General features: G+C 46.3%; 18 protein-coding genes and 1 riboswitch. All 18 genes read right to left on the bottom strand.

The features are described 5' to 3' along the window. The coding region (locus C7R94_RS07680) for a flagellin N-terminal helical domain-containing protein (RefSeq protein WP_106779615.1) at positions 1 to 579 on the bottom strand (579 nt) is incomplete at its 3' end. A 164-nt stretch (positions 580 to 743) separates the two neighbouring features. Further along, positions 744 to 995, bottom strand: a complete 252-nt coding sequence (csrA, locus tag C7R94_RS07675) for a carbon storage regulator CsrA (RefSeq protein WP_106779613.1) — start codon at positions 993 to 995, stop codon at positions 744 to 746. Between the two features lie 11 nt (positions 996 to 1,006). Beyond that, positions 1,007 to 1,423: a flagellar assembly protein FliW gene (locus C7R94_RS07670; RefSeq protein ID WP_106779609.1), complete on the bottom strand. Its 417-nt coding sequence runs from the start codon at positions 1,421 to 1,423 to the stop codon at positions 1,007 to 1,009. A gap of 13 nt (positions 1,424 to 1,436) precedes the next feature. Then, entirely contained in the window at positions 1,437 to 2,015 is a 579-nt protein-coding gene (locus C7R94_RS07665) for a DUF6470 family protein (protein ID WP_106779607.1), read from the bottom strand. 18 nt (positions 2,016 to 2,033) lie between these two features. Beyond that, positions 2,034 to 2,936 (bottom strand): flagellar hook-associated protein FlgL, encoded by a 903-nt coding sequence (gene flgL / locus C7R94_RS07660; protein ID WP_106779604.1) that lies wholly within the window; start codon positions 2,934 to 2,936, stop codon positions 2,034 to 2,036. Between the two features lie 17 nt (positions 2,937 to 2,953). Then, a complete protein-coding gene (gene flgK / locus C7R94_RS07655; protein WP_106779601.1) occupies positions 2,954 to 4,441 on the bottom strand; it encodes a flagellar hook-associated protein FlgK in 1,488 nt (495 codons plus the stop codon). Positions 4,442 to 4,453: 12 nt separating this feature from the next. Then, positions 4,454 to 4,945: a flagellar protein FlgN gene (locus tag C7R94_RS07650; RefSeq protein ID WP_047070324.1), complete on the bottom strand. Its 492-nt coding sequence runs from the start codon at positions 4,943 to 4,945 to the stop codon at positions 4,454 to 4,456. 72 nt (positions 4,946 to 5,017) lie between these two features. Then, positions 5,018 to 5,293 (bottom strand): flagellar biosynthesis anti-sigma factor FlgM, encoded by a 276-nt coding sequence (gene flgM, locus C7R94_RS07645; protein ID WP_016742371.1) that lies wholly within the window; start codon positions 5,291 to 5,293, stop codon positions 5,018 to 5,020. 110 nt (positions 5,294 to 5,403) lie between these two features. Continuing rightward, positions 5,404 to 5,832: a TIGR03826 family flagellar region protein gene (locus C7R94_RS07640; RefSeq protein WP_106779598.1), complete on the bottom strand. Its 429-nt coding sequence runs from the start codon at positions 5,830 to 5,832 to the stop codon at positions 5,404 to 5,406. 87 nt (positions 5,833 to 5,919) lie between these two features. Further along, on the bottom strand, positions 5,920 to 6,699 hold the full coding sequence (locus C7R94_RS07635) for a ComF family protein (protein WP_106779595.1): 780 nt from the start codon (positions 6,697 to 6,699) through the stop codon (positions 5,920 to 5,922). Beyond that, on the bottom strand, positions 6,696 to 8,684 hold the full coding sequence (locus tag C7R94_RS07630; protein WP_106779593.1) for an ATP-dependent helicase ComFA: 1,989 nt from the start codon (positions 8,682 to 8,684) through the stop codon (positions 6,696 to 6,698). The genes C7R94_RS07635 and C7R94_RS07630 overlap by 4 nt, the downstream gene beginning before the upstream one ends. Positions 8,685 to 8,834: 150 nt before the next feature. Beyond that, complete coding sequence (locus C7R94_RS07625; RefSeq protein WP_047069763.1) at positions 8,835 to 9,200, bottom strand: glycosyltransferase family 2 protein; 366 nt, start codon at positions 9,198 to 9,200, stop codon at positions 8,835 to 8,837. 70 nt (positions 9,201 to 9,270) lie between these two features. Further along, positions 9,271 to 9,978, bottom strand: a complete 708-nt coding sequence (locus tag C7R94_RS07620) for a response regulator (protein WP_047069764.1) — start codon at positions 9,976 to 9,978, stop codon at positions 9,271 to 9,273. A 33-nt stretch (positions 9,979 to 10,011) separates the two neighbouring features. Beyond that, a complete protein-coding gene (locus tag C7R94_RS07615; RefSeq protein WP_047069765.1) occupies positions 10,012 to 11,154 on the bottom strand; it encodes a sensor histidine kinase in 1,143 nt (380 codons plus the stop codon). Further along, positions 11,151 to 12,167, bottom strand: a complete 1,017-nt coding sequence (locus C7R94_RS07610) for a polysaccharide deacetylase family protein (RefSeq protein ID WP_106779591.1) — start codon at positions 12,165 to 12,167, stop codon at positions 11,151 to 11,153. The genes C7R94_RS07615 and C7R94_RS07610 overlap by 4 nt, the downstream gene beginning before the upstream one ends. A 150-nt stretch (positions 12,168 to 12,317) precedes the next feature. Then, the gene (metK, locus tag C7R94_RS07605) at positions 12,318 to 13,523 is read right to left on the bottom strand and encodes a methionine adenosyltransferase (protein ID WP_106779589.1); all 1,206 of its coding nucleotides are present in this window, start codon (positions 13,521 to 13,523) and stop codon (positions 12,318 to 12,320) included. A 132-nt stretch (positions 13,524 to 13,655) separates the two neighbouring features. Further along, positions 13,656 to 13,757, bottom strand: a riboswitch (SAM riboswitch). 61 nt (positions 13,758 to 13,818) lie between these two features. Continuing rightward, positions 13,819 to 16,395, bottom strand: coding sequence for a S8 family peptidase (locus C7R94_RS07600; protein ID WP_106779587.1), 2,577 nt, complete (start codon positions 16,393 to 16,395; stop codon positions 13,819 to 13,821). Positions 16,396 to 16,574: 179 nt separating this feature from the next. Then, on the bottom strand, positions 16,575 to 17,570 hold the full coding sequence (locus C7R94_RS07595) for an SLAP domain-containing protein (RefSeq protein ID WP_106779583.1): 996 nt from the start codon (positions 17,568 to 17,570) through the stop codon (positions 16,575 to 16,577). Positions 17,571 to 17,593 lie beyond the last annotated feature (23 nt).

Genomic DNA, 17,593 nt, shown 5'->3' with positions numbered 1-17,593 from the left:
TACATCATCGATGCTTCCCAGCACAGTAGACGCACCTGTTGCTGTACCCAAAGTCCAATTGCCTACAGCTGTAGCAACTTGACCGATGGAGAAGTTTGCAGTATTGAGTGAGAGGGTTTGTCCTGCCTCTTGACCGATTTGAATTTTAATTTCATCGCCAGTGTTTGCCAACAGATTAATACCATTGAACTTCGTTTTATCTTTAATGTTGGTGATTTCTTTTGAGAGTTCAGCCAACTCCTCTTGCAGACGAGCACGGTCGTTCGTGTCATCATACGTTCCGTTCGCAGATTGCGTAGCCAGTTCTTTAATACGAACAAGCATGTTGTTAACTGTTTGCAGTGCACCTTCTGCTGTTTGGATCAGGGAGACACCATCTTGAGAGTTACGGGAAGCTTGTTCCATACCACGGATTTGTGCACGCATACGCTCGGAGATAGAGAGACCTGCAGCATCGTCAGCAGCACGGTTGATGCGGTAACCGGAAGACAGTTTTTCCACGTTTTTTGCCAAGCTACCTGTGTTTACACCCAATTGACGATGTGTGTTCATTGCAGAAATATTGTGGTTGATAATCATGTTCTTTCCTCCTTGAGTTGTCGACAATCACGTCCATGTGACTGCTACTAATATTAGATAGAATTACAGGCACGTGCTTGTGACTTAATTCCTACCTTTCAATTATCGGATAGTAAGTTTGGATTATTTAGCAGTTTTTTATTTTCATAACAAAAAAAGATGATCTAATTATCATCTTTTTTTACTTTATGCTCTTTCATTAGCTGTTTTACTGCTCCTGGCATCTGTATTTGACTCTTTATTGCAAGGCGATTTTCTTCTTGGATCGCATCAAATATTTCTTTTCGATACACGTCTAGATTCCTAGGCGCTTCAATCCCAATTCGCACCTGCTCTCCATCCACAGAGATAATTTTAATTTCAATGGTGTCACCTATCATAATTGATTCATTTTTCTTTCGAGAAAGGACCAACATGTGAACACCACCTATTCAAAATCCGCTGCTTGTTGGACAAACAACGGCTGCCGAATGGAATACACTTCTTCTTGTAAAACGATTTGTTTCCCCATACGATTTGATAAGTTGACAACAATTGGAGCTTTTAGATTTGCCGTGACTTGATTATCATTCCGTACGGTTATGATAGAAAAAATAGCTATTGGAGTTTGTTCATTGATTCGCAAAGCCTCTTTTATCCCGGACGAAAGCGAAAATTCATAGGTATGGAAGAATGAAAACGGATTTATTACCCAAAAACCAACCTCTTTTTCTTCTGTCGATCGAATCAAAAAAACGGGGCTTTCGTCTTCCTGTACCAACTGAAAAAACTGCAAATGTGAAAAACCAGGGATACCATCCTCAAAAAACAGCTTACCCAATTCGACTTGTTTGTTTTCGTTCATGTTATCCCCTCACTTACATCATTTTATCCAATTGGCTGCCGACCATACTAATCTTCAAACTATTATATTGTATCATATATGGTTCTATTTTACCTGGGGTATAGGACAGCTCTGGAGGTCTAGTTACTGGATTAATACTCATTCCATTTCGCTTCACATTAATAGTAGCTGGTACAGCCTCGAAGCTAACATCGACACCCTCATCGTTAGATGTTCGCGGTGGTCGGTAGCCACCCTCCAATACTCTCAAACCTTTCTCCCTACCAATTTGAGCTATAACATTTTCTTTAGTATATATTCTCATTAATCGGTCGCCTTCTTGGCTTTTCTCGGAGATCGATTGTAACCATTTCTCTCGTCCATAAGCAGCATTCGTATCACTAAATTGCATTGAGGTCATAATCCCAATATTTGCTCTAGCTTGACTAGAATCGATCTGTAAATTTGTCTTACCTTGCTCAATTGTAAGTTCAGCTGGTGTCTGACTTAGGTTCATTTCTGCTTGGGGCTGTTTGATCGATTGTACAGGTTTATTAATGTTTAAACCCAATTGAGCAAATGTGCTTTCCATCCTTAGTTGAGGAATTTGCATAACACTACCCCCTATTACCTATCGCAGAAAATCAAGCAGTGTTGGCTGAATAATGCGTGCACCTGATCCAAGTGCAGCTGAATGTACACTTTCTTGCATCTTGAGATCCGTCATAACTCCCGCCATATCTGCATCTTCATTTTTTGACATTAATTCAGTAATACTAACATCTTGAGTTTTTAATCTATCTGCGATAAGTTCTACCCGGTTAACACTAGCTCCCAATGAGGCTCGCTCTGCCAGTAATTTATCATACTGCTGATCCAGACCTGTTATGAATTGAGACGCACCTCTCCCATTACTCAATTCAGTAATAACATTATCAAGCACTTTAAACATATTGTTTGCGTTATCAGGGAAGTTAAAAATGTTTTGTGCATTAATATTGGATGTCACAAAAACATTTTGGCTCACTTCTAAGTTGATAAGGGAGCTGTTTGTACTTACAAAATCTCCCTTCCCCGAATTAGCTGTATGGTCAAATGGAGCTTTATTAGTATCTGTACCAGCAAATATATACTTCCCGTTAATTTGCTGATTAGCAAGTGTTCCCAGATGATTTTTGAGCTCCTGTACCTCGGAACCCATGGTTTTCAAATCGTCCGGCGAGATAGCTCCGTCCCCAGAATAAACTAATATCTCCTTAATTCTTTTCATAACATTTCCAACTTCATCCATAGTACTATCCGTCATATCTAACCAAGACTGTGCTTCATCTACATTCCGTTTATACTGATCATTCTCCATTAATGAAGATCGATAAAACATCCCACGAGCTGCCACTACAGGGTCATCTGATGGCTTCGCAATCTTTTTACCAGATGACAGCTGCTCTTGCAAACTATCCATATTCCGCATCGATTTTTGCAAATTCCGCAGCATATTACTATTCAGCATGTTCTGAGTTACGCGTACCGCCATAATCTATACCCTCCTAATTAGAGACCAACCCGGCCCATGCCATTGATGACTTTATCCAAAACTTCGTCCATGCTTGTCATGACACGTGCAGATGCGCTGTATGCATGTTGATACTTCACCATTTCTGCCATCTCATCATCAATAGAAACACCTGATACAGATTGTCGCTGGTTGTCAACAGTGCCAACGAGCATTTCGGAGTTCAATTGATTACGCTTGGCTTCCTGGGCATCGACACCCAATTGGCTGATCGTATAACGGTAGTAGTTATCCAACGTTGAGCTTTCTGCCAAGTCATTCGGACCCGTACCAGCAGTCAATACCTTAAACTTAATCGAAGCAATGGCGAGAGCGCTCTTGTTATTCCCTACAGGAGTGCTACCTGCTTCTTCTTGTGCCGCCGCGATCGCATCTAAGCTCTTCATGATCTCTGGGTTAATAGCGAGGCTGGATGCACCTTTCGGATAATCTTTTGTAGCTGGATTAGCAGCCAGTGAATTCGCATCCACAAAGAACGGCAGATCTTGTACAGTGCCATTGTTAATATCACTCAAGCTTCGTCCTGCCCGATGCAGGTCGTTGATTTCCTTCGTCAAATTCACCGCCAAAACATCCAAGCGCTTCAGCATGTTCGGCACAATCTGATCACGAGATTGGAACGTTCCTGCCATGTAGCCGGTTGTCGGCACAAACGCCGCTCCGCCCAATGTCATGTCACTCATGCCCGTAGCAGGATTCTGTACAGTAGCTACCGGCTGCGATGTAATTCCAGTAACAAATTCACGACCTTCAATGGTCACGTTAACCATACCAGCTGTTGATTGAGTTGCACGGACCTCCACCAGCTTGGAGAGCTTGTCCAAAAGCACGTCACGTTGGTCATAGAGATCGTTTGGCTGATAGCCATGCGGTACAACGTTTGCAATCTGATTGTTCAAGTTAGCAATCTGTTGGCCCAAGGAATTGATCTCCATCGCTTTTACGTTGACCACGTTGTTAAGATCAGTTTGTACTTCCTTAATATGATTGGTCAGCGTATTAAACGTATCCGCTACTGCCTTGCTTCGTTCCCGAACAACCGCACGAGCTGATGTATCAGTAGGGTCCTTGGCCAAGTCCTGCCATGCTTGCCACATTTGGTCCATAACCTTTTGCAAACCAGTGTCAGACGGCTCGTTCATGATGCCTTCCAATTTCTCCAAGGTTTCCAAGCGACCGTCCCAGTACCCTTGACGCTTGTGCTCATTCCGGTACTGAATATCCAAAAACTCTTCCCGCAGACGCTGAATACTAGTAGCTTGAACCCCTGTCCCGAGCAACCCTGGCTCGATACTCGCTTGCATTCCTACATAAGGCAAACCATTCGTAGCCTGCATATTCACACGCTGGCGGCTGTAACCTTCCGTATTCGCATTGGAGATATTGTGTCCTGTTGTATTTAGCGCGGATTGTTGAGCGAACAAGCCGCGTTTGCTGACTTCAATTCCATGAAAAGTAGAGCGCATTTCGACACCTCTTTACGCTTTTTTGTTGAAAAAAGTTCGATTAGCCTGACGATACGTATCCGAGGTCGGCCTTCCGTAGATGTAATCGTCCTCGGGCGTATCCGTGATCAGGTCGAGCGTCATGTTGACAAAAGAAAGGGATTGCTCCAGTAACTGCTGATTCAGGTCGTTAGCATCGCGCAGTTCAGTCACAATCCGGCTTAGCTCATTACGACAGGAGGTGAGTCGCATCTTCTCTTCCGCACTGGTCGTCAACTTGATCAATTCAGCCAGTGTGCCTTCTTGCAGCGCAAAGCCCTTCTGTGCTGTCAGTTCTTTTACGACTTGCTGGCGGGCTGCTTCAGCTTCTGTGACGCCCTTGATCAGTTTTTGCTCCTGGCGCGTTATGGCTACCAGTTCATCCACATTCCCTTTTACCAGCACTTCTTTCTTGTGCGTGGCTAAGGTGTACAAGGCTTTGTGCAACTGGATCAAGTTGTCGAGCAGATCGTAGAGTCTGTTCATTCCTTGTTTCTCCTCATCTTCCATCGAAAACTATTCAAAGAGGCCGTTCAAAAAGCCCTCTTCATATCTGTGTTACAGCTTCTTCCAAAAGGACAGGAGCTTATCAGCGATCCGTTCACTTGAGACGTGATATTTTCCTTCCTCTACTTGCTTCTTCAACTGCTCCACTTTTTCCCGACGTTGCGGAGAGTTGACATCTTCTACTTGCTTTTGCATTTCCAGCGCTTCAGTGGAAATGTTTACTTCATCCTTGCCCATCGGGATTTTGCCGCTTTTGCCTACCTGGTTGTTGCCTGTTTTGTTGTAAGCATTGATCATCCCGACACGGTTAGGTTCATTAATCCGCATCTGATTACCATCCTCTCATACCAACGGTCTTTTCATAGAAAAAACCGATGACACCTCTTAGTAGTATCATCGGCAAATTCATCATGTACGATTAGTTTTTTTGAACAAAACTATTCGTCACTATTCTGCTTTCTTCGATAAGCTGCATTAGCCAGTTCTGCGCGTTGGAATTCGTCCAATCGTTGCTCTACCTCGAGTTGTTGCGTAATTTCATGCTTCAAGCCTTTTAGACAAGATTCGCAAATGTTGCCCGCTCGAATCAAAAAACCGCAGCGCTCACATGGATAGCCAAGGTTGGGACTTCCAGCAACCGAAATGCGCCCTTCTTTGATAAACTTCGTGATTTGCTTCACGCTCACGCCGGTTGCTTCGCTTACCTGATGAATATTCGATCCGCGATTTTCGCGCTTGCGCAAAAACTGGGCGCACGCCTCATATTCTTGTTCGACTTCTTTATAGCATTTGGGGCAAATGTCACGGACTGCTTGTACAAATACAGCATCACACCGCGAGCAGTTTGCCAACTTGCCCATAGACATATCGGACAACCCCTTTTCCGTTCAGAAAGTTCATACGGTTCCACATCCGTTGTATGCCTACATCATAGCTTAATTTTTCAAAACTGGCTATCGGTATATTGTCAAGGAATATATTTCACAGCTTGGCCCCAAATGTTCTCTGATTGTCCGCGCGCACGAACGAAGCGTCGAACCAGTCGTATAAATATCGTCAAGGAGCAGGATTTTAGAAGCAGAGGGAAATTCTTGGCCATCCCACACAAAAGCTTCACGCATGCTTTCGTGACGTGCTGCACGCCCTTTTTGCTTGCTCAGCTTTGGGGTGTCCTTCGTTCGGAGAAGCAACTGTTTGGCAGGAATTTTGATTGCTGCTCCTAAATGGCGAGCCAGCAAGTCAACTTGATTGAATCCGCGTTCCCGCAATCGTTGCGAATGTAGGGGAACCGTCGTAATACAGGTAAACCCCATAGATCTGTAATAACGCTGAACGGTAATGGCGAGAAGCGTACCGTAGTATGAAGCCAGCCGTTCGTCACCGCGATATTTAAACAATCCGAGCAAATCCCTCTCTCCCTTTTCATAGCGAAGCAAACTCCGATTTGCCACCAAATTCTCACTATCTTCTCCATGAACACAATCCCTGCATAACCCTACGTTATTGATGCCAGCCTGCAACTCCCTATCACGCCCGCACCGTTCGCATATATCATGCCCAATCAATGGCAAAGCATCAAGGCAAACTCCACACAACACAATCCCTTTTACCATGCGATAGATGACCGGATAGCCCGCCTGATCCGATAGCTGTCGCGCTTTTTCTCGAGCGACCGACTCCTTTTGGAATGCTACGATAAGCCCACCACAACGGACACACATCCCACTGGTCATGAAAGACCTCTTTGTTCTGCGAGCTTTTGAGCCAAGCAGTTCATCTGCGAAATCTGTCTGACAGCCCGCTTTGGAGAAGTAGATCGTTCTGCTTGCAAAAATAGAACGCTACCCGACGTATCATCAACAGATCGTCCTACTCGCCCTGCTATCTGAACCAATGACGCCTCGTCAAAAACGGGTGCCTCTGCACCTACCACTACTACGTCACTTTTCGGTATAGTCACGCCCCGCTCCAGAATCGTTGTCGTCACCATGACGGTATACCGTTTTTCTCGAAAGGCGAGTACTTTCTCCTCCCGCATAGGGTCTGCCGCGTGGACTCCTGCCATCTCCCCTGCGTGAGAAGGAAGCCACTTTTGAAGGTATGATAGCACCCTGTCAATTTCATCAACGCGAGGGACAAAAACAAATACTTGCCGCTCTTCATTCAAGGAGTTGTTCACCGTATCTATTAGCTGCGCCACGAATCGATTCGTCTGAACGCGCTTATGTAAGCCTTGTACCGTGAGAATCTTGGGGACAGGAAGCGCAGCTCCATGATAGCGCCCAGGCAACAGAACATGCGTATCAGAGAATAGCGGTATCGCGCCAGACGAGCCTAGGGTCGAGCGCCCTTTTCTAACGAGTCGCTTTTGTAAATATCCCGGAGGTGTCGCACTTAAATATAGGAGCTTCCCATTCTTTTTCACTGCTCTGGATAGAGCGCGATACAAAATAGGATCATTATGGTAAGGGAACGCGTCTGCCTCGTCGAGAACCACCAGCAAAAAACGCCGATGGTAGCGCATGACCTGATGCGTGGTCGCAATCGTGATGTCACTCTCTTCCCACTTTTCCGCGCTCGAACCATGGACGGCAATCACTTTAGCCCCTGGAAAGACTCGCTTAATACGCGGAGCCAGCTCCAACACGACGTCTTTTCGCGGTGTCGCGATCAGAACGCGACCACCAGCAGCAAGTGCCTCTGTAACAGAAGGGAATAACAACTCTGTTTTGCCCGCTCCACAAACCGCCCAAATCAAATACTCCGACAGCCCTGGTCTCGGATTGGCTACAAAGCAACGCGCTCGCTCAGCTGCCCGCGATTGATCTGCCGAATACTTTCCCGCCCACTCCAATCTCGCCACGTTTTCCGAGTGTTCTGCGCCACGAATAAGGGATGTCCCTACATCCATTAAAAAATACGGCGTGCAACACTTACTCCGGCCCATCCCTAAACAAGCTGTGCAATAGGCGCAGCCTTGCTCACACGTATGACAATACGTAAGCTCCACCTTCGCTCCCGCGCTTCCGCAGCGCTCACAGACCAACTCCAGCCTATTGCGCCACCATCCTTTTGTTATCGAAAAACGAATGCCAGGTCGCCACTCCGCTTTGTTTGCAAGCACGAATGAATGCAAAATGCCTGACAAATCATGCACGTCCACCCCTCGCTTTTTCAGCAAGGACTCCACTTCCTCCCAAAGGAGCGCACGTCCATCCAAAATCTCGCACAAAACAGCTTCTTGTGAATTCTCGTGCGATGAGCTCCTTCCAAGAAGTTCGCGACCAACCGTATAGCCCATCCGAGCACCCGGCAATTTTCCCGATTCTTTGCCACCTTGATACGGAACTTCCACACTCTCCTCAACCGGTTCCCAAGAAAACCACCCATGCTTTCGGCGGTCCTGTACACTCACTGCTTCCCGTCCATATAAGCTGCTCGCTTCGCACACGCTACTTACCGCCAGCGCTCTCAACTCTTTTACATATCCATCCGTCAGCACCCGTCCTTTACCGACTTGATCCATCACATACCCGTTCACCTTTGCACGCAAGGAAAAAGCCAGGGCAAGCGACGACGTCTTCCCGATGACATGCAGGACACAGCCTTCTCTCTCCTGCCAAAAAGATCGATCTACAGAAAAGCTCGGCGTAACATAAGTCTGCACCTGTGGTATTGATCCGCCGCAAGCTTTGATATACAGCAAATACTCACGCATACGCTCACTCCTCCGCCCTCTTGCTCTTAGTGTGCAAAAAGACAGACTGGTCCAGCAAATAAATTTCGGAACCAAAATCTTGGTCGTAGAAAAATAAAAAAGCTGCCGATTTATTGTCGACAGCTCGTAATATTTATGCTCAGTAATCTTTTATGCTCCCTCTTTATTCTCCCGCAGATCAATGACGATGGTTCCAGCCGCAATCTCCTCCTGTACGTCTCCCAAGCAATAGCCGTACGGATAACGATTCAAGACGGCTGTCATCTGTTTCGTATCATCGTCAGATCCATCATCTATCAAGGTAATTCGGATCGGTCTGCCACTCCAATACGAGCGAAACAGCAGGCTCCGCACTACACGTTCCAGCACCTGTTCCGAATTGCGCACCAGCAACCGATAATGCTCATGCGGGAGCTCGCTCGCGCTATCTGTCCGATTGGTCCAGCGCTCCGCGATCATTACCAACAAAGAGGAGCAGCCAAATGCTGCCAAAAGCCATACAATCAGCTCTTCCATCACGGTCATACCTCCTCCTATACCAAGGTATGCCGCACAGCTTGAACAGAGTGCAAATAGGAAGCGCTTCCTACAATTTCACCCAGCCGTTTTTAATGGAGATGACAACAGCTTGTGTCCGGTCTTGAACATTGAGCTTTTGCAAAATGCTGCTAACGTGATTTTTAACCGTCTTTTCACTAATAAACAAGAATTCCCCAATGGCACGATTGCTTTTCCCTTCTGCCATCAGCTGCAATACTTCCCGCTCGCGACGGGTAAGCGATTCGATCACTTTTGGATCGATGGCTTGCGATTCATCTACGGAGAAGCTACGCTCTGCCGTCCCTTCCTGCTCGCTCAGACGACGGAATTCTTCAATCAGCTTGCCCGTCACCTTCGGATGTATGTATGCACCACCACTCGCCACTACACGCACAGCGTCAACCAGGTCTGACGTTCCCATTTCCTTCAGCAAGTAGCCAGACGCTCCAGAGCGGAGTGTACGATACACATATCCCTCATCATCATGAATCGAGAGCATAATCACACGAGTAGAAGGGCTTACAGAAATCACATTTTCTGCAGCAGAAACGCCATTTATGTTCGGCATGTTAATATCCATCAACAAGACATCCGGCTTGTGCTCTTCCGCCAATACTGTGGCTTCTCCTCCGTCCGCACCTTCCCCGACGACCTTGAAATCTTCTTCCATTTCCAATATTCGCTTTACGCCCTCGCGAAATAATTGATGGTCATCCACAATTACGATGCGGAGTTCTTGCTGTCTCTTATCCATGGTTCATCCCCCAGTACTTATTTACGTATCACGTCACAATTTTATCGGTATTTGGAATATAACCTTGGTTCCTTCTCCCGGAGCGGATTGCAGCTCGACACTGCCTTCTAAGAGCTGTACACGCTCACGCATTCCCAAGAGTCCAAAAGAGTTGCCATTCGCCATGCGTTTTTCCAAATCGAATCCGACCCCATCGTCTTTGACAACAAGGCTTAACGAATCTTGTACAAATTCCAGCTTCACCTGTACGGTCGTAGCGCCTGCGTGCTTCTCCACATTGTTCAGACATTCCTGAACCAAACGGAAGATTGCAGCCTTTACAGAGCTGCGCAAAGGAGGCTCCACACCAAATACTACCAGATCAATGGAAGACTGAATACGCTCTTCGCACGTTTGAATATATTTTTGCAAGGTAGGTACTAGCCCTAAGTCATCTAATGCCATTGGACGCAAATCAAAAATAATACGTCGTACATCCGCCAAGCTTAAGCGTACCATTTCTTTCAGCTCGTGCAGTTCCATTTGCGCTTCCAAAATGCGCTCGTTCTTCAACATGCGTTCTACAATTTCCGAACGCAGCACGACATTCGCCATCGATTGAGCCGGGCCGTCGTGAATCTCGCGCGCGACACGCTTGCGCTCTTCTTCCTGAGCCTGGATTACCTTTAGGCCCATCAACTGATGCTGCTTAGCCGATTCCAGCGCCTCGCCTATCTTGCTTAAGTCACCCGTCAAGTAACCAAGCACGACACCCATTTGAGAAACCAGCTTTTCTGCACGGACGATAGTTTCTTCCAAGGTACGCAGTTGGCGCTCCAAATCATTTCTTCTGCGCTTCAAGTTGTTTTCCCGCTCGCGGTAAATGGACAGTTCTACCTGAATACGGCTGGCTTCTTCATACGCTACCCGAATGTCTTCCTCCGTGTACATATGAAAATTACGACTGACCAAGACGAGCTTGTTGCGCGATTTGCGATACGCGAGTTCAAGCGCATCGACTTTTTGAATCACTTTGGAAATCTCTTGTCGAAGTTCATGTAAATCAAACTTCAATGAATTGCCATGCTGTCTGGCGTTTTCAGCTATATCAAATATTTGGGTTTTACTTGTTTCTACGGTTTCAATCGTTCTCTTGATCACCCCGTCCAGCACGCTGATGTCTATCGCTTTGTTCATGATTGCTCTCCTTCAAACTCATTTTTAGCCTTCGTGAACAACTGTTGGAGGTGCTCTTCTTCTACATCTCGCAGTCCCATGTCATTGCGCGGAATGGCAAACGGATCTGTTCCTTGTTTAACGAATCCACGATTGGATGTAAATACATAGCGGTAGCCAGCTTGACGAGCTGTCTCCAGTACGATTGGACTTGTGAAGCCAAACGGCAACGAGATGACTTCGATCTCTTTATTCATCCATTCGCTTAAGCTGACGCGAGATATACTGAAATCCACATAGAGGCGGTCCCTGTACTCTTTCTCGTCCTCTAAACGATGCAAGTCTTTGAGATAGACCGGAGCTGTTTCTGGGCCTAAATCGCCCCATTCATTTCGTTCTTCCTCTTCATGCAGACTGTACGTGTGGGAACCGATTGTAGCCAGTCCCGAATAAATCATTTCGTTAACTTGTTGACGCGTAAGTGGTGGCGTCATATTCTCCCGTTTTCGGTCAGCTACATCTCTTAAGCGCCCCGCAATCGCGAAGTTCACTGAAGGGTAGCCGTATGTACGTAAGATCGGAAATGCTTCTTTGTAGTAACTCTCATACCCATCGTCAAACGTAATCAATACAGCATTCTCAGTCGGCAAGGTACCCGTCTCCATAAATCGCAGGAACTCCTCCAACGAAATCGGATTCAGGTCGTTATCATGCAAAAATTTCATGTGTCGGGCAAATTGATCAGGAGCTATGACATACCGCTGATTCGATTGATCCGTAACATGATGGTACGTCAAAACCACAACCTGATTGTTATACCACTTTTTCGTTTGAACCACTGCTTCTTCAATTGGTGTGACGTTTGGCTCAGCATTTTTTGTCTCACTTATGCTTATAGACGTATCCACTTGGGGAAAAGGTTGCACTTCTTGTTTATTCTTTTTTTCCAGAAAAGATTCGCCTAACAACCCAATAGCCACTGCAAAAAACAAAAAAGTTAGAAACACGATCAGGAAGAGCCTTCTGTTCGGCAAAAAAACCCCTCCTCTACTTCCTCACTAGGAGATTCGACACAGTCATACAAATTCCTGTGCAACAATTGACCCAATAATTGGATGGCTTTGCTCCTGACATAAAAAAGAGCCCAGTAGCAATACCAGGCTCTTTTTATGTCATTCAGTAATTTACAGTTGAGCAGCCTCTTGCTTCAGAACTTCTGCTTTGTCTGTTTGCTCCCAAGGAACATTCAGGTCATTGCGTCCGAAGTGGCCATATGCAGCTGTTTGTTTGTAGATAGGACGACGCAGGTCGAGCTGCTTGATGATACCAGCAGGACGCAGGTCGAAGTGTTTGCGAACCAATTTCACCAGATCTTCTTCGGAAATGGTACCTGTACCGAATGTATCTACTGCGATGGAAACTGGTTGTGCTACACCAATTGCGTAAGCAACTTGTACTTCGCATTTGTCTGCGAGGCCAGCAGCCACGATGTTTTTCGCTACATAACGAGCTGCATAAGCACCGGAACGGTCAACTTTAGTTGGATCTTTACCGGAGAACGCACCGCCGCCATGACGAGCATAACCGCCGTAAGTATCTACGATGATTTTGCGGCCAGTCAAGCCAGCATCCCCTTGTGGTCCGCCAATTACGAAACGGCCAGTTGGGTTGATGAAGTATTTGGTCTCAGCGTCCAACAGTTCAGCTGGAACAACTGGTTTGATTACGTGTTCAACCAGATCTTGCTTGATTTGCTCCAAAGTTGTTTCAGGAGCATGTTGGGTAGAAATAACGATTGTATCGATACGAACTGGTTTGTCGCCATCGTACTCAACGGTTACTTGTGTTTTTCCGTCAGGACGGAGGTAAGCAAGTGTTCCGTTTTTACGTACTTCAGTCAGACGACGAGCCAATTGGTGAGACATGCTGATCGGAAGTGGCATCAGCTCAGGTGTTTCATTGCAAGCAAAACCAAACATCAAACCTTGGTCACCAGCACCAATCGCTTCGATCTCAGCGTCAGTCATTTGGCCTTCGCGTGCTTCCAATGCTTGGTCTACACCAAGTGCAATGTCAGCGGACTGCTCGCCAATTGCAGTAATAACACCGCAAGTGTCAGCGTCAAAACCAAATTTCGCACGGTCATAACCAATTTCACGAATGGTTTCACGAACGAGCTTTTGGATATCCACATAAGTGTTCGTAGTGATTTCACCTGCTACGAGAACCAAACCAGTAGTTACGGAAGTTTCGCAAGCTACGCGAGCGTTTGGATCTTTGGACAGGATCGCATCCAAGATGGAGTCGGAAATTTGGTCACAAATTTTATCCGGATGTCCTTCAGTTACAGATTCGGATGTAAACAGACGACGACCTTTTTGCAAAGCCATGAGAAAATACCTCCTTTGACCTCATACAAATAGTGTGGTAGCCGAGTTAGGATTTTATCTACGTAAACGCAAATAAAAAACCTTTTCCATTTTTAGGAGGAAAAGGTTTGAGCGTTTTTTGCTTCCTTCATCCTCTTATCGGCCAGAACAGATGTCCGTTCTGCTGGTTAGCACCGCTCAAGATCGGTTGCCGGGCTTCATAGGGCCAGTCCCTCCGCCTGCTCTGGATAAGAGTATCCATTACGGATAATAGAATAATTGTTTTTTTCAGAGATGTCAATAGGAAAAATTTTACTTATATTTGATAGGCTTTGGAAAGTACCACCGCTACCTCAGCGCGAGTTGCCCTACCATTCGGTTTAAAGGAGGAACCGTATCCACTAAGCCACTTTCTAGATGTTAAAGCCTCAATGGCAGGAGAAGCCCAATGACTCGTTGGCACATCCTGATAATTCGAGGTACCACGATTGTACATCAAAACATCACGTGCACGCGCGATCATTACCGCCATCTCCGCACGCGATATCGGCTGATCCGGCTTCATTTCATTCTTCGGGTACCCTTTCAAAATTCCCAATTGATAAGCTACACCTAGGTTGTGATACGCCCAGTGCCGCTTTGTCATATCCCGGAAGGTCGTTTTTCCTGTATAGGTAGTCGCTACCTTAGAACCGGTCGCACGCATCGATTTAAGCAGCATCGTCGCAAACTCCGCACGGGTCACTGCCTGATTCGGCTTGAACGACGCATCATTAAATCCATTTACAATATCGCGAGAGCTAAGTCTGACGATCTCTGAGCGCGCCCAGTGGTCCGAAATATCGCGATAGCCCGCTATCAACTTCTGCTGCGTCACCGTGAGCCGGTACGATTCATATTTGAATGAAGAACCACTATTCAGGCGTACATAATATTTTCCTGGCTGCAAGCGCAAACCGAAAATATCGCTTCCTCGGTTAGACAGCTCCGCTACCTCATTTGTCGAAGCAATCGCATAGTTCATGTTCCGATCGCTGTAGAGCGCGAAACGAAAGCCACTATCGACAGGAATGTACGGCGCTCGGAACGTCACATACGATTCACTATTCACAGTAAATTGGAACCAGTCGGAATCAGATGCTGTCGGTATCGTGCCTGACATCACTGTCCCACCGCTTAATGGAGACGCTTTTTGATAGGTGTCATTCGGCTCATTAAAATCTTTTTTTACCGGCGTGTATCCGAGATCCAGCTGATATTCGCCATTCACCGCATTGCGATTGTACTCACTCACACGGATGTAATACTTGCCTGGTGATACTTCTTTTTGAGCGCGCTCTGTCGGATTGTCTTTCGTTCCATTGTCGTATGTAGGATCCCAGACAACCATCTTTTTTCCGAGCTCTTGTTTACCGATACTCAGCATTAGATCGACACGCTTGTTATCGGGACTAACGGAGACATCCAAATGCCCGTATTCACGAACATAGTAGGAGAACCAATCCTGATCCCCTTCATCGTGAAAATTGCCTGTTACACTGATTTGGTTACCCACGAGCGGCCTAGCCGTCTCTTGCGTATCGTTCGGTTCGTTACGGTCTGGATTGATGGTAAACTTACTCGTCAGCACATAGGTAAAAGAGTTGTTGACCCCTCCGTTACGCATTAACCGGATATTCATTTTTCCCGCCTTGACCGGAACAGTTATCGTATCCCCATTCCCGAAGTACTGCACAATCGGCGGACGATTCTCTGGGTAAAAGGTAGCAGCCATCGCTGAAGAAATACCGGAAGTCACTGTCGCTGTGAAGCTGACCTTACCATCGTAAGGGATGTCCATCTTCAGCCAGTCTATCGTGTCTTTCGGCCCCAAATTTCCACGTATCTGTGACTCGATCGGGAACGCTTTTGCTGAATACGTCTGATTATTCGGCTCTAAAAAGTCATAGGATAAGGCCGTTCGAACTGCCTTGTCGACATTTAACAGCCCGTAGCCAGTTTTCCGGTCCCATCCCTTTTCCCCTAAGTCCGTAGCCGTTTGATAAAGCAATTGTCTTACATCAAATGGACTTAGTTTGGGGTGACGAGCTAGTATGAGCGCCGCTGCACCTGCTACTTGTGGTGCCGCTGCTGAAGTACCGCTAAAAGAACCGTATTTCCCACCAAGCTTGGTCGTATACACATTGAAGCCAGGCGCTACCAGGTTAAGCTCAGGTCCCGTATTGCTCTGATTCAATACTTCATTGTTACTCCTTACAGCCCCTACCGCTATCACTGTGGGATAAGCTGCCGGATAAGCCACACGGCTACTCTCATTGCCACTAGCTGCAATCAGAACAACTCCGCTTCTTTCCGCTCGTTGCACAGCATTCGCCAGTTCCTTGGAGTAGGACATACTGCTGAGAGACATCACAATGACTTTGGCACCACGATCCAAGGCAGTATTGATACCCTTCGCAAGAGTCTGCACCGTAGTATCTCCATTTTTGGCCAAAACCTTAATCGGCAATATCTTGGCATTCCACAAAACACCGGATACACCAATGCTATTATTCCCGCTAGCAGCCAGTACACCCGTTACTTCTGTTCCATGTCCATTATCATCCTGGGCAGATCTCCCGGGATTAACCAAATTCACACCCGGCAGAAGATTGTCCTTCAAATCAGGATGCTTATAGTCCGCACCGGAGTCCAGCACCGCGATGATAATCTGCTCATTACTATTTACGACTGACCAAGCTTGATGAGCTCTAATCTGACTCAAATGAAGCTGGTTACTTAAATAGTAGTCATTCGATGCTGGTGGTGCTGCAGCATAGATTGTTTGGTTGTTTGCCATTAATAGCGCGACACTTATCACAGTCGCTACTGACATGTTCACTGATTTCTTCATGTAAAACAGTCCTTCCTTCTCTCCCCTGCAAAATGAGCAGTCTAAAAGGAATTCAGGTATTTATCTTCTCGTCCTAGCATAGCGGATGAAAAGGGAGACATGCAACCCTGATTAGCCAATATTTGGAACGCTATAACAGTACAAAACCCTTTTCACCATGGGCAAAAAGGGTTTTCTCCTTACTGTAACAAACCTTTATTGTCTTCCACTTCAGGTGCTACCTGAGCTTTTTCTTTTTTTCTTTGCTGAGCTTTCGGAATAAAAGCAGTCAATTCCGCCAGATTTACCTCTTCCTTTTTGATGGAAGAGAACGGAATATCAAATGCCCATATACGATGGCTATTTGCTTCTACCTTCATGTTTTCCAGGGTAAAGTGTACACGTGCTACGGTATCGCCATCCTTATCATGAACGATAATCGGCACTTCTGTAAACTCCAGACGTTTAGCCAGACCGTTACGGAAAGCAACGATGACTTTCAGCCCGTTATCTTCACCTGGCTTGATGTCGAGGACCTGCAAATCTACTTCGCCCTCTACAATCGGAGCCTTCTCTGCTGCCTGCTGCATGTATTGCTTGGACTCATCTGCGCTCAGACCCAAATTAAAGTTTTGATTCTCTTCTACTTCGTGCTTTTTCGGCTTGATATAGGTCAGCTTCAGTGGAACCTCTTGTTCAGGAATACGGTCGAACTCATCCCAGCGGAACATGAATTCCATCGGACGGCTGGACATTTCCATCACTGGACCAGATGTGATCAGATCAAAAGTCTTTCTCGCGACTTCCTCTCCATCCTCCGTCACCAAAGACAACGGAAGCTTTTGCAGCAAAATACTGCGGTCAGTCGCATTGCGAACGTAGGTAAGAACCAAGTATCCATCATTGGTAACCCGTGTGAAGAAAGGAATGATACCTACTTCATTGCGAACAACCGGAGGCATTTCATCATGCGCGTATTGCAAGAGCTCATGCTCTGCTTCGTCCAATTGATCATCCCACGGACCGTTCAACACCAAAAACAATTCCTTGGATTCCACACGGTTCGCAGATTGTTGCGGATTCTCTAATCCGGATACACCCAAATAAAACTCTCTATGAAGATTCTCATGAATGTCTTCGCGTACTTGCTCCAAGCTCTCCTTGGAACCAAACCAATTTTCCAATAACCAACTCATAAGTCAACCTCCTCTTTCCCACA

It is taken from the genome of Brevibacillus sp. NRRL NRS-603 (genome assembly GCF_003013445.1).
Taxonomy (GTDB): Bacteria; Bacillota; Bacilli; order Brevibacillales; family Brevibacillaceae; genus Brevibacillus; species Brevibacillus formosus.
Note: the sequence above shows the minus strand (reverse complement) of the source record. Positions and strands in the feature narration are given on the sequence as shown.